Annotated in this window: 20 protein-coding genes and 2 pseudogenes; 13 read left to right on the forward strand and 9 right to left on the reverse strand. The window is 54.5% G+C overall.

The window, feature by feature from the left end:
• The first annotated feature begins 22 nt into the window (after positions 1–22).
• From AC2FLJ_RS03715 to AC2FLJ_RS03760, 10 genes are all read left to right on the forward strand, one after another.
• Positions 23–247, forward strand: a complete 225-nt coding sequence (locus tag AC2FLJ_RS03715; RefSeq protein WP_282118845.1) for a DUF1127 domain-containing protein — start codon at positions 23–25, stop codon at positions 245–247.
• Between the two features lie 28 nt (positions 248–275).
• Positions 276–728, forward strand: a complete 453-nt coding sequence (ureE, locus tag AC2FLJ_RS03720) for an urease accessory protein UreE (protein WP_058272433.1) — start codon at positions 276–278, stop codon at positions 726–728.
• Positions 694–1,365: an urease accessory protein UreF gene (locus AC2FLJ_RS03725; RefSeq protein ID WP_496699859.1), complete on the forward strand. Its 672-nt coding sequence runs from the start codon at positions 694–696 to the stop codon at positions 1,363–1,365. The genes ureE and AC2FLJ_RS03725 overlap by 35 nt, the downstream gene beginning before the upstream one ends.
• Positions 1,362–1,991 (forward strand): urease accessory protein UreG, encoded by a 630-nt coding sequence (ureG, locus tag AC2FLJ_RS03730; protein WP_282118847.1) that lies wholly within the window; start codon positions 1,362–1,364, stop codon positions 1,989–1,991. The genes AC2FLJ_RS03725 and ureG overlap by 4 nt, the downstream gene beginning before the upstream one ends.
• A gap of 1,035 nt (positions 1,992–3,026) precedes the next feature.
• On the forward strand, positions 3,027–4,106 hold the full coding sequence (locus tag AC2FLJ_RS03735) for a LacI family DNA-binding transcriptional regulator (protein ID WP_496704465.1): 1,080 nt from the start codon (positions 3,027–3,029) through the stop codon (positions 4,104–4,106).
• Positions 4,103–5,458: an ABC transporter substrate-binding protein gene (locus AC2FLJ_RS03740; protein WP_496699857.1), complete on the forward strand. Its 1,356-nt coding sequence runs from the start codon at positions 4,103–4,105 to the stop codon at positions 5,456–5,458. Before AC2FLJ_RS03735 ends, AC2FLJ_RS03740 begins: the two co-directional genes overlap by 4 nt.
• Positions 5,459–5,515: 57 nt before the next feature.
• Positions 5,516–6,748: a carbohydrate ABC transporter permease gene (locus AC2FLJ_RS03745; RefSeq protein WP_496704466.1), complete on the forward strand. Its 1,233-nt coding sequence runs from the start codon at positions 5,516–5,518 to the stop codon at positions 6,746–6,748.
• Complete coding sequence (locus AC2FLJ_RS03750) at positions 6,748–7,956, forward strand: carbohydrate ABC transporter permease (protein WP_496704467.1); 1,209 nt, start codon at positions 6,748–6,750, stop codon at positions 7,954–7,956. The genes AC2FLJ_RS03745 and AC2FLJ_RS03750 overlap by 1 nt, the downstream gene beginning before the upstream one ends.
• A gap of 5 nt (positions 7,957–7,961) precedes the next feature.
• The gene (locus tag AC2FLJ_RS03755) at positions 7,962–9,209 is read left to right on the forward strand and encodes an MGH1-like glycoside hydrolase domain-containing protein (RefSeq protein ID WP_496704468.1); all 1,248 of its coding nucleotides are present in this window, start codon (positions 7,962–7,964) and stop codon (positions 9,207–9,209) included.
• Complete coding sequence (locus tag AC2FLJ_RS03760; RefSeq protein WP_496704469.1) at positions 9,209–10,264, forward strand: ABC transporter ATP-binding protein; 1,056 nt, start codon at positions 9,209–9,211, stop codon at positions 10,262–10,264. Before AC2FLJ_RS03755 ends, AC2FLJ_RS03760 begins: the two co-directional genes overlap by 1 nt.
• Before the next feature lie 2 nt (positions 10,265–10,266).
• Here AC2FLJ_RS03760 and AC2FLJ_RS03765 read toward each other — a convergent pair.
• Positions 10,267–10,395 (reverse strand): annotated as a pseudogene (locus AC2FLJ_RS03765) (IS6 family transposase); the annotation flags it as partial.
• A gap of 125 nt (positions 10,396–10,520) precedes the next feature.
• Here AC2FLJ_RS03765 and AC2FLJ_RS03770 point away from each other — a divergent pair.
• On the forward strand, positions 10,521–11,552 hold the full coding sequence (locus AC2FLJ_RS03770) for a GlxA family transcriptional regulator (RefSeq protein WP_496704495.1): 1,032 nt from the start codon (positions 10,521–10,523) through the stop codon (positions 11,550–11,552).
• Here AC2FLJ_RS03770 and AC2FLJ_RS03775 read toward each other — a convergent pair.
• From AC2FLJ_RS03775 to AC2FLJ_RS03805, 7 genes are read right to left on the reverse strand one after another with little or no spacing between them, the layout of a single operon-like run.
• Positions 11,530–12,462, reverse strand: a complete 933-nt coding sequence (locus tag AC2FLJ_RS03775; protein WP_496704470.1) for a 3-hydroxyacyl-CoA dehydrogenase NAD-binding domain-containing protein — start codon at positions 12,460–12,462, stop codon at positions 11,530–11,532. The two genes, AC2FLJ_RS03770 and AC2FLJ_RS03775, sit on opposite strands and share 23 nt — an antisense overlap.
• A complete protein-coding gene (locus tag AC2FLJ_RS03780; RefSeq protein WP_496704471.1) occupies positions 12,462–13,202 on the reverse strand; it encodes an SDR family NAD(P)-dependent oxidoreductase in 741 nt (246 codons plus the stop codon). The genes AC2FLJ_RS03775 and AC2FLJ_RS03780 overlap by 1 nt, the downstream gene beginning before the upstream one ends.
• Complete coding sequence (locus AC2FLJ_RS03785; protein WP_496704472.1) at positions 13,202–14,620, reverse strand: aminobutyraldehyde dehydrogenase; 1,419 nt, start codon at positions 14,618–14,620, stop codon at positions 13,202–13,204. Before AC2FLJ_RS03785 ends, AC2FLJ_RS03780 begins: the two co-directional genes overlap by 1 nt.
• A 10-nt stretch (positions 14,621–14,630) precedes the next feature.
• Positions 14,631–15,563 (reverse strand): 3,5-dioxohexanoate:acetyl-CoA acetone transferase, encoded by a 933-nt coding sequence (gene kce, locus AC2FLJ_RS03790; protein ID WP_109312331.1) that lies wholly within the window; start codon positions 15,561–15,563, stop codon positions 14,631–14,633.
• Positions 15,563–16,357, reverse strand: coding sequence for an SDR family NAD(P)-dependent oxidoreductase (locus AC2FLJ_RS03795; protein ID WP_496704473.1), 795 nt, complete (start codon positions 16,355–16,357; stop codon positions 15,563–15,565). The genes kce and AC2FLJ_RS03795 overlap by 1 nt, the downstream gene beginning before the upstream one ends.
• 5 nt (positions 16,358–16,362) lie before the next feature.
• Complete coding sequence (gene betC, locus AC2FLJ_RS03800) at positions 16,363–17,889, reverse strand: choline-sulfatase (protein WP_496704474.1); 1,527 nt, start codon at positions 17,887–17,889, stop codon at positions 16,363–16,365.
• Positions 17,886–19,007, reverse strand: coding sequence for an aromatic ring-hydroxylating oxygenase subunit alpha (locus tag AC2FLJ_RS03805; protein WP_496704475.1), 1,122 nt, complete (start codon positions 19,005–19,007; stop codon positions 17,886–17,888). The genes betC and AC2FLJ_RS03805 overlap by 4 nt, the downstream gene beginning before the upstream one ends.
• Before the next feature lie 482 nt (positions 19,008–19,489).
• On the opposite strand from AC2FLJ_RS03805, the gene AC2FLJ_RS03810 reads away from it, so the two are divergent.
• Both AC2FLJ_RS03810 and AC2FLJ_RS03815 read left to right on the forward strand, forming a co-directional pair.
• Positions 19,490–20,059 carry a hypothetical protein gene (locus AC2FLJ_RS03810; RefSeq protein WP_496699846.1) on the forward strand — a complete coding sequence of 190 codons (570 nt, stop codon included), beginning with the start codon at positions 19,490–19,492 and terminating at the stop codon, positions 20,057–20,059.
• Positions 20,060–20,604: 545 nt separating this feature from the next.
• Positions 20,605–21,278: pseudogene (locus AC2FLJ_RS03815) on the forward strand (IS5 family transposase).
• A gap of 485 nt (positions 21,279–21,763) precedes the next feature.
• Here the strand turns inward: AC2FLJ_RS03815 and AC2FLJ_RS03820 are convergent.
• On the reverse strand, positions 21,764–23,443 hold the full coding sequence (locus AC2FLJ_RS03820; protein ID WP_282121420.1) for a BCCT family transporter: 1,680 nt from the start codon (positions 23,441–23,443) through the stop codon (positions 21,764–21,766).
• Between the last annotated feature and the right edge of the window lie 163 nt (positions 23,444–23,606).

Below are 23,606 nucleotides of genomic sequence, written 5' to 3' on the forward strand. Positions count from 1 at the left end.
ACCAACGTTTACGAGGGTCCAAATGGCACACTCAGCAACACAATCTCACGCACGCTTTTCGCTGCCCGGTCTGGTCGCGTCCATTGCAGCATCAGTCTACGGGGCTCTGATCAGTGTGGCCGAAGCTCAATCACGCGTTCGACAGGTCGAATTTCTGCAATCGCTCAGCGACGAAGAGCTGACAAAACGCGGCCTGTCACGCGAACGGATCGTGCACCGGGTGTTTGCGGATTCAATCTGGCTCTGACCATTTCTGCTCCAGAGGAGGCGACGGTATGACCGCCCTGCTCTGCACCGCACGCCGTTACTCGGATCATATGCACGGCGAGTCCGCAGATTGCCTGTCTCTGACTTATGACGATCGGTTTTTGCGTCGCAAGGTTCTGACCTGTGAAAGTGGCGAACAAATTCTCGTCGATCTGTCGCAAACCACCTCGTTGAACCACGGTGGCACGTTGGTTCTGGACGACGGTCGCGAAGTGGAAATACAGGCTGCACCCGAAGCACTGCTAGAGGTTTCCGCTCCGGACCTGACACGCATCGCGTGGCATATCGGCAATCGCCACACGCCCTGCCAGATCGAAAAGGACCGTCTGCTGATCCAGGTCGATCATGTGATCCGAGACATGCTTTTGAAAATCGGAGCCACAGTGCGCGAGGTGCACGAACCGTTCAACCCCGAAGGCGGAGCCTATGGCCACGGCAGGACACATGGCCACGCCCACTGACGCCGATATCCTGACGCTGACCCAGTGGTTGTCTCCGGCATACCCTGTGGGGGGCTTTGCTTATTCTCATGGGTTGGAAGCTGCAATTGACGAAGGAGCGGTCGCCAGCTCCCAAGACGCCGAAGACTGGATTTCAGATGCGCTGGAACACGGATCTGGATGGAATGATGCTCTGTTCGTGGTGTCCGCATACAACGCGCGGGACAAAGATGAACTTTTTAGCATCGATGCCAAGGCACGGGCTATCTGCGCGTCATCCGAAAGGAAAATGGAAACCGAACTGCTGGGACAGGCGTTCGGGACTGTCACAGGAGATGTCTGGGATTTAGACATCCAACAGCTTTCCTACCCAGTTTCAGTAGGTCACGCCGCGCTTCTGCAAAACCTCCCCCTACTGCTGACGACGAAGATGTATCTACAAGCATTCGCAAGCAACTTGGTCGCTTGCGCAACGCGTCTTGTGCCGCTGGGGCAAACCGACGCGCAGAAACTAATCCGTAATTTGACACCGCTATGTGCTCATATCGTCGAAAAGGCGCAATTGGCAGGTTTAGAAGAAATAAGTTCGACTGCGTTCCTGACGGACATCGCGTCGATGAGACACGAAACACAGTATTCAAGGATATTCCGAACATGAGCAGTATGAACGGCCCTCTTCGCGTTGGCATCGGTGGTCCGGTTGGAGCCGGAAAGACCACTTTGACCGCTGCCTTGTCTGAAGCCCTGCGCGATGCTTGTTCAGTGGGCGTCATCACCAATGACATTTATACGCAGGAGGATGCCGAAGCGCTGGTGCGCATGCAGGTCCTTCCCCAAGATCGGATTATCGGCGTCGAAACGGGCGGTTGCCCACATACAGCAATCCGCGAGGATGCATCGATAAACCTTGCCGCTGTCGCTGAAATGCAGGAACGCCATCCAGATCTTGATATCGTTCTGATCGAAAGCGGTGGCGACAATCTGTCGGCTACTTTCAGCCCGGAACTCGCAGACCTTACAATCTATGTGATCGACGTCGCCGCTGGAGAGGAAATCCCGCGAAAAGGCGGACCAGCAATAACAAAATCCGACATCCTGGTCATAAACAAAACCGACCTGGCGCCACATGTTGGCGCTTCACTGGAGGTCATGGAACGAGATGCAGCCAGAATGCGCAAAGGACGGCCATTTTTGTTCTCGTCCCTTCGCCACAAAAAGGGGGTTAGCGCAATTGTTGACCTCTTGGTGAAGCAGGGGGGGGTAATGATCTCAGAAGTGAATTAGCCCCCAGAACGGACTTGCCAAATTGTCAGCACCTAAACCCAATTGGAGAGGCCGAAAGTACAGGCTTTCATTTCAACGTTTGTCTGGGTGTTAGGTTTTGTCTTCACTCATCGGCTGTCCGTATACGAAATGCTCTTGCCAAGCTAAACAACTATCCGAAACCATACCATTCTTCGGGGCCGATTTGTTACGCGCTACGCTGGTTCCGCCATCAGATATTTCTGCCTGATGCGCGAAAGTTCGGCATCGCTGCTGCGCTACGTCTTGGTCGTTCGTGCCTTTGCAGAAATTTCTCCGTTTAGGGGACGCAAGTCGCGAAATTGCGACGTTTGTTGTCGGCTCGGAGCAGTCGTTCCTAGAATTCATCTCAATGTCTGTTCCGCGGACATTTCTGTCATTCGCCATGGCTGCAATCTGCTGGGCAAAACAAAGGATAGCGGCCACCAACCTGCCGTTTGATGCATAGGCGAATAGTCTGCCGCAAGCGCAAAGCCATCCACCGGCAGGGCGGAAAGCCGACATTCCGCACACGAACTTCATCGAACCGGTATTATTCCTGACCTGACCGGTGGTCACAAAAACGTTCGGCGGCTGTCCCTGGCTGTCGCAGATGGCCCTTTCCTTCGAGCTTGCGCTGCCTTTGGTTCGGCCGATCAGCCCTCTTTGTCCCTTTAGTCCATAGGGTTGGACGACGTGCGTCCATCTGCAGATAGGTCTGATCAATCACCACGGGTACGTCCTCGCTATGATCGGCGTCCAGACCCTTCATCATTTCCGCTAAGAGGCCTTTGATGTGGACGTCCCCTGCCAATCAAACAAGTCATAAATTATCGAACTGTTAGAGAACAGGTGAACATCAGAGCACCGGAGGTTTAGCGCGGTCAAACGAGTAATCAGAAGAGTTTTTCGATTTTTTGATTGCCGAAACCGGTTTCGGAGCGAACAAATAATGGAATGAGAACGAATCCCAGTCTACCGAAGCGCGAATCTTCGCTCCGTCGCGATCCCTCATCCCGAAGGGTGAAGCTGGACGAGTTGGCTGATCACCTCGGTCTTTCAAAGAGCACCGTGTCGCGCGCTTTGAACGGGTATTCCGACATCTCGGAGACCACCAGAAAACGGGTCGAATCTACTGCAAGAAAGATGGGCTATCGCCCGCTCAGCCACGCGCAGGCGATCCGCACAGGGAAAGTACGTGCAATTGCGATGGTCATTAACAGCGGGGAACCGGACCGGCACAATCCGTTTCTGCAGGACTTTCTGGCAGGCGCTTGCGAAGGTGCCAGCGCATTCGATTGGACTATGACTATCTCAACGGCCAAGTCCGAAAAGGATATGCTCAACGTTCTGGGGCGCCTTGTGGAAGAGCGCAAGGCGGACGGGTTTATTCTGCCCAGAACGGAAGTCGACGACGCTCGTATCAAGTATCTAAGCGCCCTGAATGTTCCATTCATACTCTACGGTCGAACGGGATACGGGCAAGCGGACCCTTACGACGATACATCTTGGTTTGATATCTCGGGTGAAACGGCAATTCGTAGCGCGGTCAGTCGTTTGAGTGGTTTTGGCCATCGTCGCATCGGCTTCGTCGGCAGCGATCCGAAATTCAACTACAGCCACCTTCGACGTGATGGCTATCTCGAAGGTCTGAGCGCTGCTGGCTTGCCCAACGACCTTGAACTGATACGCGAGGACGCGCGCACCCGTGATGAAGGAGCAATCCAGGCGCGAGCTTTGCTGGAATTGGAGAATCCACCGACCGGGATCGTCTTTGCGACTGATTTGGCCGCATTAGGGTCATACACTGTTTGCGCCGAGTTTGGCCTGCAAATCGGTAAGGATGTCTCGATCCTTGGGTATGACGGCATACCCGAAAGCCAATACGTCAGCCCGGGTCTAACGACATTCAGCGTCGATTCACAGCGGGCTGGCGAACGCCTTGCTGAAATGCTCATACGGCAAACCCGTGGAGAAGCACCCGAAAGCCTGCGTGAGCTCGGCGAAGCCGTTCTTTTGGAACGGGATTCTGATGGACCACCGCGCCTGACACCTGAAGAGTTGGCGCGAAAAATTACACAATTCAAAAATGGAAATCGGGGAGGAGACCGATCATGAAACTTACACCAAAGGCATCTCGACTGATGCTTGGCACATCGCTGGCGCTGGCCCTGGCAGCCGTGTCAGCACAGGCAGATACAATTCGTTTCTGGACAACTGAGGAGCAACCAGAACGGCTCGCAAAGCAGCAGGAAATGGCGGACCAGTTTAAAGCGGAAACCGGCACCACAGTTGAGGTAATCCCGGTCACCGAAACAGATCTGGGCACACGAGCTACCGCAGCTTTCGCAGCGGGAGATCTGCCTGATGTGGTCTATCATCCATTGCAATACGCGCTGCCTTGGGCCGAAGCAGGTATCCTTGACACCGAAGCTGCGACAGAAGTGATCGAAGAGCTGGGCGCCGACACATTTGCACCCGGCGCATTGGATATGGCGGCCTTTAATGACGAAACAGCCTCGGTACCTGTCGATGGTTGGACGCAAATGGTTGTCTACCGCAAAGACCTATTTGACGAAGCCGGCCTGGATGCGCCCAACTCATTTGACAGCGTATTGGCTGCGCTGGAAAAACTGCACAACCCGCCGGAAATGTACGGCTTTGTCGCCGCGACCAAAGTTGATGAGAACTTCATGAGCCAGGTGCTGGAACATGTGTTCCTCGCCAATGGCGTCTCGCCAGTTGGCGCTGATGGTTTCCAGCCACTGGATGAGGCCAAGACAACCGAGGTTCTGGACTTCTACAAAGCAATCTCGAAAGCGTCGCCTCCGGGTGAGCTGTACTGGAAGCAATCGCGAGAGCTGTATTTCGACGGCAAGGCCGCGATGATCATTTGGTCGCCCTTCATTCTGGATGAACTGGCCGGCTTGCGGGACAGCGCTCCGCCAACAATTAGCGACGATCCGACCTCAAGCGAATTGGCGAGCAAGACTGGAATCGTGACCAACTTCTCTGGCCCGTCCAACCCGGATGGCGCAGCATGGGGCGATGTGCGGTATTTCGGCATTACCAACGATGCGGATACGGACGCCGCGATGGAATTCGTGAAATTCGCGATGGATGACGGGTACACCCAAACTCTGGCAATTGCGCCTGAGGGCAAATTCCCTGTTCGTCGCGGCAACGCCGACAATCCGACAGCCTTTTCTGAAGCATGGGCCGAGCTGCCTGTAGGCGTTGACCGCAAGGCCCCCCTGGGTGAGCTTTATGACCAAGCCATGATCGACGAAATCGTGGGCGGTCTGGACGTTGCACAGCGCTGGGGCGTGGCTGAAGGTCAATTGGCGCTGGCGTCGAAGATGATCAACTCTCAGGCCATCAACCGCGTGGTCCGGCAGTATATCGACGATGAGATTGACGCGGCTGCCGCAGTTGCAGCCATGAACGAAGAGCTGGCCAAAGTTCAGTAATCAACCAGCACCTGCAGCGGCGTTCGCGCCGCTGCTCGCAACCCTTCGAGGTATTCCATGTCTTCGGCCACCCCACCGACCGGAACCGGGGCTCTTGCCAAACGCGAGGCGCGTCTGGCTTGGGCGCTGCTGGCTCCGACCGTGATCAGCGTGTCGCTTGTGGTGATCCTGCCCTTGCTGGCGATCATCTGGATCAGCTTCAAACCGTTTACCCTTTCCGACCTGCGCCCGCCTGCTCCAGTTGTCCGTGAAAGCCTGCGCGGCTCTGGTGACGATCTGCGGATCGAATACCGCCTGCGCAACTCCAGCCAGGAAATCGCCGTTGAAGGCGTGACCCTGAGTGATGTGCTGCCCGACGGCGTTGCTGTGGGCGAGGTCACGGCACCCTGTGTTCTGGACGGGAAGAATTTGTTCTGCGATTTCGGAACCTTGGACGGCGGCCAGCGTGAGCGTATCCGCATCCCGGTCACGGTCGACGGAGATCTCCAAGCATTCGAGGATTTAGTCGAAGAATCCGAGCCTCGCCTCACAGGAAGCGGGCCAAACGTTCTGACCAACCTTGAGTTCAGCCTGGAAAACTTTGCCCGCGTCTTTGATGGCTCTGAATTCTGGGGCGTTCTCTGGGTCACGCTGTTCTACACAGTCTTCGGCACGATTGGCGCTTTGGTCATGGGCTTGTTCGCCGCTTTATTGCTGAACAAAAGCTTTAGGGGACAAGGCTTCATCCGTGGCCTCTACCTGTTCCCCTATGTCGCCCCCGTCATCGCCGTCGCATTCACTTGGGTGACGCTGTTTGACCCTTTCTCAGGTTCCGCTAACGCTTTGCTAGTGCAGATGGGGCTGAGCAGCGAGCCAATCAATTTCTTCGGTGAACGCCCATTGGCGCTGATCATGGTCACCGTGTTCGAAATCTGGCGCTATTTCCCGCTGTCGTTCCTGTTCATCCTGGCCCGGATGCAGTCCATCGACTCCAGCATGTATGAGGCGGCGGATATGGACGGAGCTTCGCCGTTCCAGAAGTTCTGGCTGCTGAGCATCCCGCAAATGTTGGGCATTCTATCAGTGCTGTTCCTGCTTCGCTTCATTTGGACGTTCAACAAGTTCGACGACATCTTTCTGCTGACCGGCGGCAATGCGGGCACCCGCACGCTTACCGTGAATGTCTATGAACAAGCCTTTGCGATCTCGAACATCGGTGCCGGTGCGGCGGTGGCCGTTGTGATCCTGGTGTGCCTGATCGCCTTCAGCTTTGTCTTCTTCCGCTTCATCAGCCGTGAGGAGGGTCTGTGATGCGCAAAGGGTATCTTACTGCCCCGGTACTGGGCGCAATCTGGCTAGTCGTGATCGCAACCACGGTGGCAATTACCATGTCGTTTTCAACCGGGGCCGCTTTTCGCCCACAAGTTCTACTCTGCCTGGTCTGGGGTGCAGTCGCCGGTTTGGTCTATGTCCGCTTTCCTGCGCAGCATGCTCCGGCCCGCCTCGGTATATCGGCGTTTCTGGGCCTGTCCGGGCTGACCGGGTTTGGTCCGGTTCTGATCGGCTCGGACACATCCCTGCAGGCTATTGTGGTCACAGTTGTCGCCATGACCGTCGTCATGCACCTTTCCCTGGCGGCGATCCTTAAAGAAACGCCAATCGGAGAGCTCACGCGCCATGAATACGAAGAGGCGGTGATCCGCTTCTTCACAGGGTTCGGGTACATATTCTTCACGGCAATCGTCGTGATCCCGTTCTACGTGATGGTCATGACCAGCCTGAAGTCTCAGCAGGCATTGTTACAGAACCCGTTGGACTTCTCGGTCGACTTGTCCCAGGGCACCGATCTGTTCCGCAGCTACACCGAGCTGTTCCGTGACTTCAATTTCGGTACATACCTATGGACTTCGCTTTATGTCTCGGTCCTGACCGTATTCATCACGCTACTGTTCAGCGTGCCCGGAGCTTACGCGGTTGCTCGGTTCCGGTTTCAGGGTCAAAAGGCGTTCTCGCGTTCGATCTTGTTGATCTACATGGTGCCGATGATCGTTCTGGCACTACCGATCTATATCGCCTTCTCGCTGACAGGGCTGCGCAACTCGATCCTCGGGATTGTCATGATCTATCCGGTCACCACGATCCCGGTGGCCCTGTACATGTTGCAAGGTTATTTCCGGGGCCTGCCGACCGAGGTGGAGGAAGCCGGGCTGATGGACGGTCTGTCGCGCCTGGCGGTGATCTGGAAGATCACCCTGCCCCTCAGCCTGCCCGCGCTGGCCTCAGTCTCGCTCTATGTCTTCATGATCGCGTGGAATGAATTCCTGCTGGCATTCATGCTGCTGGACGACCCGTCGAAATTCACTCTGACCCGAGGGGTCACGATGTTGAACTCCTCAGAAATTCCCCGTCAGCACCTGATGGCCGGTGCGGTGATCGCCACCGTTCCTATCATGGCGCTGTTCCTGGGGCTTGAACGTTTCATGACCAAGGGCCTCACAGCGGGGTCTGTCAAAGGATGACACAGATGAACCAACAAACGAACCCCGACCGCGAGGCGCGCAATATCCTGATTGCGAACGATCGCGGCGGCTACACCATTCCTACCGAGGGGCTGTATCCATACCAGTGGAACTGGGACAGCGCGATTGCCGCGCTTGGCTTTGCCCAGTTCGACCTCGACCGCGCCTGGACTGAGATCGAGACGCTGTTCACCGGGCAATGGGAAGACGGCATGGTTCCGCATATCCTGTTCCACCAGCAGGATGAAGGGTATTTCCCCGGCCCCGATGTTTGGGGATGCAATGGCCCGATCCCGTCTTCGGGCATCATCCAACCACCCATTGCTGCGACCATGGCACGTAAAATCTGGGAACAGGATACCGCGTTTGGGGATGCTCGCATGAAGGAGCTATTCCCTAAATTGTTGGCGTGGCATCGTTGGATCATGAAATGGCGCCTTGATGAATTCGGTGCCGTTTGCACGACCCATCCGTGGGAGGCAGGTCGCGACAACGCACCTGATTGGGACAACTCCATGGCGCGCATGGATGCATCGGATGTTGGGGAATACCAGCGCCGCGACACCAGCCACGTGAACAGCGACGACCGACCCACAAAGTTCGACTACGACCGGTACATCAAGCTGGTTCAGATCGGCAGAGATGCGGGATGGGACCAACAAGCCCTGTTGGCCCTGAACCCGTTCCGCGTCGCCGATCCCACTATGACGTTCACCACGCTTCGCGCTGCACGGGACTTGCTGATGATCAGCGAGAAGCTCGAACTGGAGGCCGAGGGCCTGAGTGAGGACATTGAAAAGCTGGAATCCGGCGCGCGTTCGCTTTGGAACGATGACCTAGGGAGCTTCGACTCCCGTGACGCGCATACCGGAGAGATGGCCGACAGTATTTCCAACGCGTCATACTTGTGTTGGTACGCTGGCATGGAGTCTGATCGGATGCTTAAAGGGTTGAAATCAGTACTGGAAACTGTGCCTTACCCCGTTCCAAGCTATGATCCGGATATGCCGAAATTCGACGCACGTCGATACTGGCGAGGTCCGACCTGGGCTTTCATGAACATGATGATCGGGTTTGGCCTGGCGGATATGGGGCATGCACAACAGGCAGAACAGCTGCGCCAGAAAACTGCCGAACTGATATCGGGCTATGGGTTCGCAGAGTACTTCGACCCAAAAACCGGCAGCCCTGCGGGTGGCCAGGCATTCACCTGGACAGCCGCCGTCTGGCTTCACTGGGCAGGGAGGGCCTGATGGGTAGCATCGAACTAAAGTCAGTCGAAAAGTGGTTCGGCTCGGCGCAGGTTATCAAGGGCGTAGATCTCAAGATCGAGGAAGGTGAGTTCATTGTCTTCGTCGGCCCGTCCGGCTGTGGGAAATCTACCCTGCTGCGCATGATTGGTGGGCTCGAGGACATCTCGCGCGGATCTCTGTTGATAAGTGACAGCGACGTCACAGATCATCCGCCCTCAAAACGCGGGCTGACGATGGTGTTCCAATCCTATGCGCTATACCCGCACCTGACGGTTGCCGAAAACATGGGGTTCTCTCTGAAAGTTGCAGGGGTACCTAAGGTCGAGATAGCCGAACAGGTCAACCGGGCCGCCGAGGTTCTCAAGTTGGGACCATTCCTTGAGCGCAGGCCAAAGGACCTGTCTGGCGGTCAGCGGCAGCGGGTGGCGATCGGAAGATCTATCGTACGCGATCCGACGGCGTTCCTGTTCGATGAGCCGCTTTCAAACCTAGATGCAGCGCTTCGTGTTGAGATGCGGTATGAGATCGCCAAACTTCACCAAAGCCTCAAGCGCACGATGATCTACGTCACGCATGATCAGGTTGAGGCAATGACTCTCGCCGACCGGATTGTTGTTCTTGAGTACGGCAAAATCGCTCAAGTAGGTACGCCTCGCGAGCTTTACGAACACCCGGCCAACCTGTTCGTCGCACAGTTTATCGGCAGCCCGAAGATGAATGTACTTCCCTGTTCCACCCAAGCGGGCAGCTACACCCTGGAATACGGCAGAAGCGGTGATTTTGCTCTGCCAGGTGTTGCCGAGAAGTTGGGTGTTCGTCCTGAACACATCGAGGTGGTTGCCGCGGGTGAGGGTCAGAGTGATGGGATAATCGAGGTGATCGAATACCTGGGTGCAGACACTTTCCTGATTGTTGATTGCGGCGTGGAAGAAAAGGTAACCGTCCGACTTAACGGTGATACGGACCTTAAGCCTGGGGCGAAGATTGGTCTGCACTTCCCGACCGACAAACTGCACTTTTTTGACGAAAACGGGCAGGCTCTGGGGCATGAATAGCAAATGCCACGCTCAGGCAGCAGGTCTTCGACGTTGCGAAGTGACAGCGGAAATCGAACATACATCATCAACATCAGGCGGATGATCTCAGGGCTGGTTTTGAAGTAGTGGAAGCGCGAGCGTCTTGTCATCCCGCGAAGCGACGACACCACCCTACCCGCCTCAAGCCGGTTTCCTCTGACAATGCCCTTTGGTGTCTTTTGCGTATTTCCGGAACATAATTGACAATTTTGGACGCTGTTTTACAAAATCGGCCATGACGCAGCCAATAGATCGCAAGTTAGACATAGTTGTTTTGGTGAGTTCGCATTTTAATGTTTCGGCGACAACGTCTTTCGTGGATCCATTCAGAGTAGCAAATTACCTGACGGGTTCAGCTCGATTTTCTTGGACCTATGTCTCAGACCCCGGTGGTCCAATTGAATCCAGCAGTGGCTTGGTCGTTGACACTGCCCCATTGGCGGAGGTGGTGAGGCGCAAGCCTTGGATGGTTCTGGTGAGTACTAGTTGGACACCTGAGCGTCACGGGACACCTCAGTTCAAGGTAGCCCTACAGAAATGGGAATCGGGTGGAGCAATCGTTGGTGGTTTGGATACCGGCGCGATTGTACTTGCGACGGCTGGACTACTCAAAGGAAAGACCGCAACGGTTCACTATGAACACATCGACGCCTTTGCCGAAACGGCCCATGACACCACCGTGTCAGAGAACATGATTATTATGGATGGAAAGATTTTCACTTGTTGCGGGGGTTCTGCAGCAACCGATCTGGGATTGCGGTTTGTACATTCTGTCGCTGGTGAGAGTATCGCCAATGCATCTGCTCGATACCTTTTTCATCACAATGTGCGCGGAGAAGGCCAATCACAGAACCCCAAAGACATGGAGCCGCTGGGTTACGTCACCTCTGGAGTGGTAAGGGACGCGATCGATTTGATGGAGGCGCACTTGGAAGCCACTTTGTCGATCCCTGAAATATCAGCGAGGTTGAAGATTTCGCAACGGCAACTTAGCCGATTGTTTCGGCAATATGTCCATAAGTCGCCGATCGAGTATTACCGCGACATTCGCCTTGATCGCGCGCGCGGATTAGTGACGCAAACTGAGCTTAAGTTCAGCGAGATTGCGGAAGCATCAGGGTTTAATGGACAGGTTCATTTCAGCCGGGCATACCGCAAACGATTTGGATTGACACCCAGTGCGGACCGCATTGAAGGCCGCACCCCGTTCGAGTTTCGCGCTTGGCCAATGTTCAATCCCGACATCAAGTCCGAAGGTGTTGGGTAGCTTTTTGCATCGCTGTAAGCATCTTGTCGCGTTGCGCTGATAACTCTTCGGTACTTTGCCCCTGAGTTTGATCGTTAATGCCATCGACCAGTTTATTGATGACATCCTCATCAAGACGAGGGTCGCCCAGGTCGTCCCACCAGCCATTGAATGTGTCTTTGAAATGGTCACAGAAAGCCTGCAGGCCACCATCGCCTGCGCCTAAGTGAAAAAGGGTTGTCGGACCCATCGCCGCCCATCGCAGTCCCGGGCCAGCCCACATCGCTTTATCGATGTCTTCGACACTGGCAACACCTTCGACCGCCATATGAACGGCCTCGCGCCAAACTGCGGCTTGCAAACGGTTCGCGACATGTCCTGGCATGCCTTTCTTGATCCGGATCGTGATCTTACCAATGTCTTTGTAGAAAGCTTCTGTGCGGTCCAAGACATCTGAACCGGTGGAATCATTGATGGTCAATTCGACCAATGGGATGAGATGCGGTGGGTTAAATGGGTGACCAAGGATCAATTTGCTGGGATCGCGCCATCCCTCTTGCAAAGCTTCAAGCGTCAGGCCGGAAGTTGAGCTTGAAACTATTGCGTTAGGGTTCAACTCTGGCTCAATCCCGGCATAGGTCGAATGCTTAATTGCCAGTCTTTCTGGCACGTTCTCCTGAACAAATTGCGCGCCCTGGACAGCCGCCTCGGCGGTTGAAACGAAAGTGATAGCGTCGGGTGTGGCCCTATCTGTGAGGTTCAACTCGTCCAGTGCCGGCCAGGCTTTTTCGACATAAGAGCGAACGGATGCTTCGGTATTCGGATCGGGGTCAAAGACCGTCACGCTACGGCCCGAGGCGAGAAACAACGCGGCCCAGCTTGCCCCTATCACACCGGCTCCAAGAATGGCGGTTCTTTCAATTTCTGACATCATAACAGTCCCGGATTAAGGGGGGAGGCCGCCGTCAGGCCACCGTCCACCGTGAACAACTGGCCGGTTGCAAAAGACGAGTCGTCAGAAGCCAGCCACACAGCCATCGCGGCAATATCGGCAGGTTTGCCAAAGCGTTTGACCGCGTGGCGAGCCAGCGCGTCGGATTTGGCCTTTTCCGGGTCATGCGCGAGGTCGAACGCTGCGTCCAGCATGCCTGTTTCAATCCATCCCGGGCAGATCGCATTGCAGCGCACCGCTGGTCCGTGGTCCACTGCAATAGAGCGTGTGAGCCCATGCACAAACGCTTTTGACGCATTGTAGAGCGCCATCGATGGGTCCGCGGCATTTCCCGAGATCGAACCGATGTTGATGATCGAGCCACCTTGCGACATTTCTGGAATGAAGGCACGACAACAGTTAAAAACGCCTCGCGCATTTACGCCCATCACTAAGTCCCAATCCGCGTCCGAGCTTTCGGTAACAGTTTTTTCGACCTGAACGCCGGCGTTGTTTACAAGTATATCAGTTCCACCGACTATACTGACGATCTCTGCAACCGCTTCGGCGTCAGACACATCCAGTGTGTACCAAACTACATTTTCCGGCAGATCAACTGGTTGAGGGCCGCGCCCGCAGGTAGTGACAGCGGCCCCTTCAGCCATGAACGCCTCAAAAATGCCCCGCCCAATGCCTTGCTTGCCGCCTGTGACAAAGGCGCGTTTTCCAGCCAACCGCATCAGTGTGCCACCATGACATGACGGATCGCAGTATAAGCGTCCAATGCATAGACCGACATATCACTGCCTGTGCCCGAGCCTTTCATCGCGGCCCATGGCATCTCGGGGGTCGCAACCCCATGCGTGTTTACCCAGGTGAATCCATAGCGCAACTTGGACGTCATTTGCATTGCTCTCCCAACATCTCGTGTCCAAACCGATGAGGCCAACCCGTAAGGTCCGTTGTTGGCGATCTTCAACGCATCTTCTGCCTCGGAAAAACGAGAGACAGTTACAACAGGTCCAAATACCTCGTTGCAGGCAATCTCTGCAGTGTTGTCGACATTGGCAATGACTGTCGGCTGGTAGAAAAAGCCGTCTTCTTCGCCAGACGCCCCACCGGAAACGATTTCAGAGCTGCAGCGTGCGCGATCGACAAAACCAGCCACACGATCCCGCTGTGCCGCAGAGACAAGCGGGCCCATTTCCGTTCCTTCAGCTTTCGGTGCACCAGTCTGGATCTGGCCAACTTGATCGGCAATCGCGGCCACAAGTTTGTCGTAAACACTATCTGCAACCATCACGCGGCAAGGCTGTGCGCAGTCCTGACCGGCATTGAAGTAGCTGCCATATCGGATCGTCTCGGCCACAGCATCGAGATCAGCATCATCAAAGACAATGACCGGCGCCTTGCCGCCCAATTCCAGATGAACGTGTTTAATTTTCTGGGAAGCAGCTCGCATTGCAGCCATGCCCGTCGCCGGAGAGCCCGTAACACTGATCCCTTCCATCTGCGGGCTGTTCATCAGGGTATTTCCCACGCCGAGCCCGCGACCATGAATCACGTTTAGCACGCCTTTTGGCAGAACATCTTGTAACAACTCTGCAAGTCGCAGAGTAGACAGCGGCGTGATCTCGGAAGGTTTCAACACCACCGAACATCCAGCCGCAATTGGTGCAGCAATTTTCCAGGATGCCATCATCAGCGGGTAGTTCCAGGGGGCGATGGCCGCGACAGGGCCAATGGGGTCGCGCCGGATCATCGAGGTATGACCCGCGACATACTCTCCAGAGGCAGACCCCATCATGGTGCGCGCAGCCCCGGCGAAAAAGCGAAAGACATCGATCGTCAGCGGCATTTCGTCATCATGAGCCGATGGCCAGGGTTTTCCCACATCCAAGCTCTCAAGTTCTGCCAACTCCAGACTGTTCGCCTCGATAACTTCAGCTATGTGAAGCAATATCGCAGCGCGTTCCGCGGGGGTCGTACCCGAAAAGGTCTCAAATGCCTCTGCCGAACCGCGAACTGCCGCCTCGGTCTGTGCATCGCCGGCCTCTTTTACTGTGCAGATGATTTCGCCTGTTGCAGGGTTCAGGATTTCCAACGCCTCTTCGGTACCTTCGACCAATTCGCCATTGATCAACATTTTCGTCTGCATAAGCGTCTCCTCAAAACCCAACCTGATCGCCGCCTTTAAGTGCGAGCCGCATGCGCGCTTCTGCTGGCGTCGCGACCGTAAGGCCAAGGTTTTCTACGATTGATCGGATGCGCGTAACCTGCTCCGCGTTAGATTTGGCCAACTCACCTTTGCCAATGAACAGGCTGTCTTCGAGACCAACCCGAAGGTTTCCGCCGCGCAATGCACTTTGGGTTGCAAAAGGCATTTGGTGACGGCCAGCGGCAAGGACAGACCATTCGTAATTCTCTGCCCCGAACAGCTTGTCCGCTGTGTTGTGCATGTGGGTTAGATGGTCTGCATCCGCGCCAACGCCACCCAAGATGCCGAACACCATCTGAATGAAAAAAGGCGGTTTGATCAGGCCTTGATCCACGAACCATTTGACGTTGTAGAGATGGCCAAGATCATAGCATTCGAACTCGAACTTGGTGCCATGATCACCACCAAGTTTTTCAATGGCGTAACGAATTGTTTTGAAGGTGTTGGGAAAGATGAAGTCCTCTGTCATCTCTAGGAATGGCTGTTCCCAATCATGCTGAAACTCGGTGTATTTCTGCAGCATGGGAAAGATGCCAAAGTTCATTGAACCCATGTTGAGAGATGCCATCTCTGGGCTAGTCGAGGTCGCCGCCAGCAGGCGCTCATCCATCGACATACCCAAACCGCCGCCGGTAGAGACATTCATCACCACATCAGTGGACTGTTTGATCACAGGTAAAAATTGCTGAAACAGCTCGGGGCGGGGGTCGGGTTTGCCGGTCTCTGGATGCCGTGCATGCAAGTGAATGATCGACGCTCCGGCTTGGGCCGCTTCAATACTTGCTGTCGCGATCTCGGCGGGCGTAATCGGCAGATGTGGTGACATCGACGGCGTATGGATGCCCCCTGTGGGTGCGCAGGTGATGATGACGGATTTGGGCATCAGAGTTTCATCTGCTGCACTTGTGCAGACAGCCCCCCGTCCAGAACCCACAACTGACCAGAGGCATACCGTGCTTCGTCGGAAGCAAGCCAGTTAACCAGGTTTGCAATGTCCTGTGGCGTCCCGTAGGTGCGCGTCGGATGAACATCGCGCACGGCCTTTTGCAGCGTTTCAATATTGCCGCCGCCGCCACCAGATCCATCTCCGTTGAAAAAGCTCTGCAGCATTGGGGTATCGATATAGCCGGGGCAGATGGCGTTTACGCGGATACCTTCGGGGCCATGATCGCAAGCCATTGCGCGGGTCAAAGCGTGTACTGCACCTTTGGTTGCGCAATAGGCCGCAAGGCCCGGATCAGCGATGAACCCATCGTAGGAGCCAAAATTGATGAGGCTTGCGCTATTCCCTGTCTTCGCCGCTTCGCGCATCAACGGGATGGCATATTTCGAGGTCAGGAACGTGCCTGTGGAATTAACCGCAAAGCTTTGGTTCCATTCCTCTAGCGTGGTCTCTTCAACCGTTTTTTCGATCTCGATCCCGGCCGCGTTCACCAGGATGTCCAACTTTCCGTGTGCGGCGCGCACATGGTCCATCGCCGCAACTGCGTCTGCCTCTCGCGTGACATCCAGCTTAACAAAATGACTGCCATCTTCGTCGTGCTGGTCTAACGATCCTTCCGGTGTGAGGTCAGCTGCAAATACTGTTGCCCCTTCTTTTAGGAACCGCGCGACAATTGCACGCCCGATGCCACCGCGCGCGCCGGTCACAAGGGCAATTTTTCCGTTCAGCATCATTGGTTTCAATCCTTCGAAGGCGGATAGCGGTAGCGACTAGCGGCCACCGTCCAATCCAAGTTGTTACGGACATACTGCTGACTTGCATCAGATGGTGGGTTGTAATCCCATGGCACGCTGGCACCTGCCTCCATCGCGGCATGTAACGCGCGGCGTGATTTCTGCGTGGCGATAATCTTCTTTCGCAATTCACTACCGTCCCACCGTTCGGCGACTTCGGCTGCAAAACGGGTTGCCGCATCAGCATAGTCAGGGTCCTCAGCGACATTCTTTGTTTCCATAGGGTCTGCGCTTAGGTCGTAGAGTTGCGGCGGATCGCTATCGCAATGAATATATTTCAAGGGCCCGCGCCGGATCATGATTACGGGATAGCCCGTCATCTCGGCACAATACTCACCGATGGCTTCATCAACTGGGTCGTATTCGCCACGGGCCAAAGGCATTAGACTGCGGCCGTCGATCGGTTCTCCGATCATCGTCTCATTACCGCCGCCAATATCGATAAAGGTCGGCAGCAAATCGACCAGCGACACCGCATTCTGCGTTGTCCCCGCTACAACGCCCGGTCCGGCCATGACCAGTGGAACGCGTGCAGAGTGTTCAAAGAAATTCATTTTATACCACAGCCCACGTTCGCCCAGCATGTCACCGTGATCCGCAGTTACAAACACTATGGTGTTGTCCAACTCACCCGTCTCTTCGAGGGTCTGAATCAGTTCCCCGATCTTGCTGTCGAAGTAGCTGACATTGGCAAGGTAAGCATGACGCGCGCGACGGATTTCTTCGTCGCTGAGCGGCACATATGATGCTTCGATCCCATCCATCAATCGACGCGAGAACGGGTCCTGATCCTCTGTCGCGGGTGTAAAGGACGGCATGTCGATCTCATCGTCCAAATAGAGATTCCACCATTCGGGCCGCGCAACGTAAGGATCATGCGGGTGAATGAAGCTTACCACCATCGCAAAGGGCGCATCGTTCCCACGTGCTTTGTCTCGGGCAACATCGAAGAGCCAGCGATTGGCGGCAAAGCCAACTTCATTGTCATAGTCGATCTGAAAGGTCGCATGGGCCAAACCGCTTTCCTTGACGGTTTGCATGTTATGATACCACTTATCGATCCGCTCATCAGGCGCTTCCCAATCCGGGGTCCATGCGAAATCTGCGGGGTAGATATCGGTTGTTACCCTGTCTTCGAACCCATGCATCTGATCTGGGCCAACGAAATGCATCTTGCCTGAAAGACAGGTCCGGTAGCCTAGCGATTTAAGGTAATGCGCAAATGTTGGCACCGAGGCTCTGAACTCGGATGCATTGTCATAAGCTGCAATGCGGCTGATGTGCTGGCCCGACATAAAGGCAAACCGTGAAGGTGCGCAGAGTGGAGAATTGCAGTAAGCCGCATCAAAGCGCATGCCGCGCGCGGCTAACGCATCAAGGTGGGGTGTCTTGGCAACCTTGTGCCCGTATGCCCCAGTGAAGTGCGGTGCCAATTGGTCCGCCATGATCACAAGGATGTTTGGCCGTGTCACGCAGCACCTTTTGCGTAAGCGTCCAGGACTAGGCCATGGAAGTGATGTACGGCGTGCTCGGACTTGCCGGAACCATCCGGGTCATTGACGATCCGACCTTGGGTGAACGCAGGTGTGTTCATCCCGCGCTGCACACTTTCGACAAGGCTGATATCTTCGACCTGAAGAACTTCGTCCAGATAACGAATTGCGTCCAACTCCATCGCGTCGGGTTCCGGCGTCTCAAGGAAGAAGTCGTAAGTTTCAAGCGTCCGATCTGGCCCAACGGGGATGATGTTCAACACGATCATGCTTGACCGTCCCGGATACCGCATCAGGCAGGTCGTCGGATAGAGCCACCAAACCGCATGGGTTTTCACGGTGGCATTCGACACGTCATAAGCGGAATTCGGACTTGTGCCCGCGTCAGCCATATGGCTGGAGTAAATGCCGTAGGTCGTAACCTTATAGGTATCCATATCCACGAGGTCACAAAAATCCTTGTGCGCTGTAGGACAGTGATAGCACTCTAGGAAGTTGTCCACTACGTTCTTCCAGTTGGATTTGATGTCATAGGTCAGACGATGGCCAAAAGTGAGTTGATCCACATCCGGTGCCCAATGGCGCACTTCGGTTTCCAAGTTGCCGGATTGTTCTGACAAAGAAGTTGCCATCGGATCCAAATTAACGAAAACAAAGCCGCAAAATTCCTCGACCTGCACTGCATCGAGGCAAATCTCGTCTTTCCTGAAATCTTCGAGGTTTTCGGTATGTGGTGCGCGGGCCAATTGCCCGTCAAGTTTATAGACCCAAGCATGATAGGGGCACATGATCCGCGTTGTATTGCCTTCCCCCGACAGCAATTCATGCGCACGGTGTTTGCAGACATTATAAAAGGCACGAAGCTCACCCTCTTTATCACGCACAACGGCAATGGGTTGGCCGCCAATATCCACTGTTACATAAGATCCCGGCTCACGTGTTTTCTCGACATGACATACCCATTGCCAAGTTTTGGAGAGGATGGCGCGAAGGTCTGCGTCAAACCACTTGCGCTCGGTGTAGGCAGCAGCCTGCAATGAGCTGGAGCGCGATGGATCAGCATGATAGCCAAAGAAAATTGTATCTGAATCAGTCATGATTACGCCTCCGATGTTAGGTTAAATCTATTTCAAGTGGGATTCGGAGCTATGTTTAATCAGCCGCTAGTTTGATTATTTTCGCCAAGCATTTGGCTTTCGCGGACACCGTATTAATCCACCAAGCATTGGAATTAGCTGACAAGCGAATGCTGGCCCCTTGCCGGCACCTGTTCAGCGGTCATTCCTGCACATTGCAGCAATCAGCAAAATGGGCCCAACGCGGACATCTGAGCACTTTTGTCGGATGTCCACAAAGCGGCTGCAACCGGACGCCAATACCAGCCGGCACGCGGCAACGTCTGCTTTGACGTCCCACTGACTGCTTATGCGGGAACCGGACCTTGAATTGAACAGGACCTACGTCCGCTGTGCGGACAAAGCTAACTTTCATGTGGCGTGAATACGCACCTCGCTTCTTTCTAACCGACTTGCCCACACTTTGCCTTGAGACATAAGCAATCTTGATAGTATCTGATCCAATGAGAAATCTTCTGGCCACTATCGTCTGTGTTTGCGTTACCCCATGTTTTGCGTTGGCAGATATACCGACGCCTTTCTACAGCAAATCTGCGTTGCTTGACGCTGACAGCTTAATTTTGTGCTCGGATTTTGACGAGATCAACGCTTCGCGTGTCTCTCAGTTTCTCAGCGAACTAGATCAAAACACCGCAACAGTGAATGTGAAGGATGGTCCTAAGCGCCCACCAAAAGCATTAAGTTTCAATGTGTTAGCAGTCGTCACCGGGGTTGAAGCTCAATATACTACCGAACAGTGCGCAAGCGACACTGTTCCATACGGAGGCATTGTATCGAACGAGATTGCAACTGCAGCAAAGAGGCTCTTTGAAGATTTGGAGCATCCAAACGCAGCAATAGATGCGGCACTCGGCGAGACAAAATGGGTCAGCTCAAATTTCTACCACGAAGCAGAAAACTGGGTGACTATCGTCATTGCGATGCGAGAGCCGTCCACTAATTTCACGATGATCAATTTGTTCGACCAACCTCATACGGCCTGTGAGCAGAATTCGGCTTGCGTAGAACCGTAGGTTTGGGCTCGAACCAGACCTTTGATGAGGCCGATGGAAACGGCCGCTTTCAAGGGCCGTTTGCTTCCTTCGGAATTTCGATGGGAGAGGCGAGCTTCACCGACCAAGAACGGTTGCGGCATGCGAATTAATCCTGATAGTTGGAGTGCAAAGTTTCGGTTGAATCCGAGTGCACAGTTTTTGGTAGCAACGCCGAATCTTCCCTGCAATTTCGTGCGCCGCAGTGCAGTGTTATGCGCGTCCCTACAACTTATTGTAGGTGCGCCCATAGCTTTGCATTTCGCCTAAAGGTTTGCGTCTTTGGCCCAAAGCTTTGGGCGCAGTGATCGCCCGTTGTTTCTTGAATTCGAAGCTGAATGCTCGCAGGGTTAATTCTTGACTAGCTCCTGGCTCCAGTCGCCATTCCGGTAAAGCTTGCAAAGCCGCTGCTTCTTGGCCAGAGCGGCTATGCCTGATCCGAGAACAGGACTGAAGGCTGCTAGGGTCAGGATGCATTGATTTTCGGTGCGCAAAATGACTCATGGCTCCCAAAACGGAGCGGTGACATGAGCGATCTTTATCGGCTAACCGACGAGCAGATCGCCAAGCTCGTCCCATTTTTTCCGAAGTCGCACGGCAAGCCCCGGGTTGATGACAAACGGGTGTTGAGTAGGATTATCTTGATCAATCGCAATGGTTTGCGCTGGCGAGATGCCTCAAAAGAATACGGACCTCACAAGACGCTTTACAGCCGATGGAGGCGTTGGAGTGAGAAAGGCATCTTAGCGCGGATCATGGCTGGTCTGGCCGCCGAGCACGGCGAAGAGAAGACATTCATGATTGACGCGACCTATCTAAAAGCACACCGCACTGCGACCAGTATGGCCGCGAAAAAGGGGGGGTGTGACCGCGTGATCGGTAGAACCAAGGGCGGCGCTGCATGCTATATGTGATAGCCAAGGGCGCCCGCTCAACCTGTTCGCTACCGCCGGGCAAGTCAGTGATGACATCGGTGCTCGGGCTCTGCTCAGCAGTATATCAAACGTGGATTGGCTGCTCGGGAATCGCGGCTATGACGCCGAATGGTTCCGAGAAGCGCAGATACAAGCGGCGAAACCGCATCGAGATTATGTTTGACAGGCTCATGTATTCGAGGCGCGTGGCGACACGCTATGACCGTTGTCCCAAGGTCTTCCTCTCAGCCATCGCACTCGCGGAAACCGTCATATACTGTTTATGAATCCGGACCCTAGGTCTCGTCATGTCAATTCCTCATGTAGAAAATCAGGCAACCATCGCAGGCCGAAATTAATCTCACGTATAAGAATTGCGGACTTTGCACCCGATCCAGAGACTGTATTAAATTCAAAATAAGTAGCGAAAATGGAGCGCTGCACTCTCCTCAGTCAGCCACCCGGTGCATCCGAACATCGGCCAGCCGTGACGGTTCTTTCAGCGAATGGTTCGAGCCCAAAGTTCAAATTGCTTCTCGACACACTAAGGTCTGCGATGCGCAGAATGCGGACTTTGCAAAGTCACGTGTCACAGCGCCACCTGCCCAGTCAGGACGGTCAAAAGCCGACATTCATCGACTCGGTACACTCCACAGTTCAGATACCCCATTCCTGCCGTTTACGATCGCATAGCAAATTTCAAAATGGATAAGGATATCTTGGAAAATGAGGCCCCAGATTTTAACCAAGGCCTCATTGTTTTCTGCGATGCCTATTCAGCTGGCATCGTCGAGGTTTCCGGATCAATTGTTGAAGCAACGCCTGCGGCCTCGCGCCGACCATCATTCCAAATTGCCTTGATCAAAGCGATGCACATAAGAGCCATCACAATCGAGAACGGCAATGCCCCAATCACCATTGCAGTCTGAATGGCACCGGTGCCGCCTGAAATCAGCAACCCTCCAACAACCAGAGCCAGTGCAGCACCCCAGAACATGATGTGCGGGCGTGCTTTGGGACCTTCGTCGCCTGCAGCGTTGATCGTATTCACAATCAAAACGGCAGAGTCAGCCGAGGTGACCAAGAATGTCATCAGTAGAACAACGATGACCACCGCCATAGCCCAGGCCAGCGCTTGAGCAATCGGAGCCAGCATGAATTCTGTCATGGCAAAGATTTTGTCGCCATTCGCTGCATCCAGGATTACGCCGTTCGCATTGCCATTCAATTCCAGATCAATCGCTGTGCCACCGGCCCATGCAAACCAGACAAAACACATCAGCGAAGGAACGATCATTGCACCCAACACAAACTCTCGGATCGTACGACCACGAGAGATGCGGGCCAGGAACAGTCCAACGAAAGGTGCGAACGCAATCCACCAGGCCCAGTAGAATACTGGCCACCAGCCTTGCCATTGGGCAAGCAGGAAGGATTCCGATCCTTCGACGCCATCAGATGCATAAACGTTAAAGCTCAGCCACGGCAGAGCGACCAGATAGTCCCAAATCCCGACGAAGAAAGCACTTGCGCCAAAGAACGTGGCACCGAAGATGATGAAGAAGCCCAGCAGGAATATCGACAACACCATGTTGATGTTCGACAGCCATTTGATGCCCTTGCCAACACCGGACAGCGCCGACAATGTCGAGGCGCCCATGATGACCAAAAGCGCAACAATGATCCCAAGCGTGGTCGCCGAACCATCAGCATGTGCCAACCCGCCAATACCGATCCGCGTTAGACCCGCTACGAACTGTTCAACCCCGAAACCCAGAGTTTGAGCAACGCCGAGGATCGTGGCAACAACGGCCACAATATCGATCAGATGACCCAGATTACCGGACAGCGCCTTGCCAAACAGCGGAGTCAGCGACGATCGGATCGTCAATGGTAATCCGCGGCGGTAGCTAAAGAACGCCAGCGCGAGGCCTGCAATGGCGTAACACGCCCAAGCACCAAGGCCCCAATGCAAATAGGACCAGACATAGGCGGTACGAACATTATCCGCCTCGAGGGCGGTTGTGACGCCTTGAATGACTGATGGGTTATTCTTGAAATGCGCGACAGGTTCCGCAACGGCCCATGTCAGCATTCCGACCCCGATCCCGGCGCCAAACATCATCGAAAACCATGAGAAGTTCGAGAATTCGGGCTTTTCACCTTTCACACCCAGGTTTAGCCGCCCTGCTGTGGGCCAGATTGCCAGCCCAATACAAACGATGACAAAAGCTGTTACGACCCAGATGTACCAAGCGGCAAATTGAGCCAGAATGGCCGCGTTCCAATCGCCCAAGACCCTGCCAGCTTGTGTAGGCCACACAATACACCAGACCACCAACAAACTGATTATGATCTTACTGATTACCGTCACGTTGACGCTGAACCCCCGATAAAAACCGTTGTCAGCGGTTTTGATCGGAAGTTCCGATAGTGGAGGCTTAACTGCCATATTCGTTTTCTCCCTATTGCTGATCAAGCAGATTGCAAGATCAGATTGCTCTGCCGTGAATGTCCATGCTGCGCTTGGAGCAGCCACAATCCGTGTCGCCCAACCGAAGCCAAAGAAAAGCGGCGAATTAGGTTCTGCATGCACAGTCTGTTAAATGGCAATC

The sequence above is a fragment of the Ruegeria sp. CDSA034 genome, from assembly GCF_059612275.1.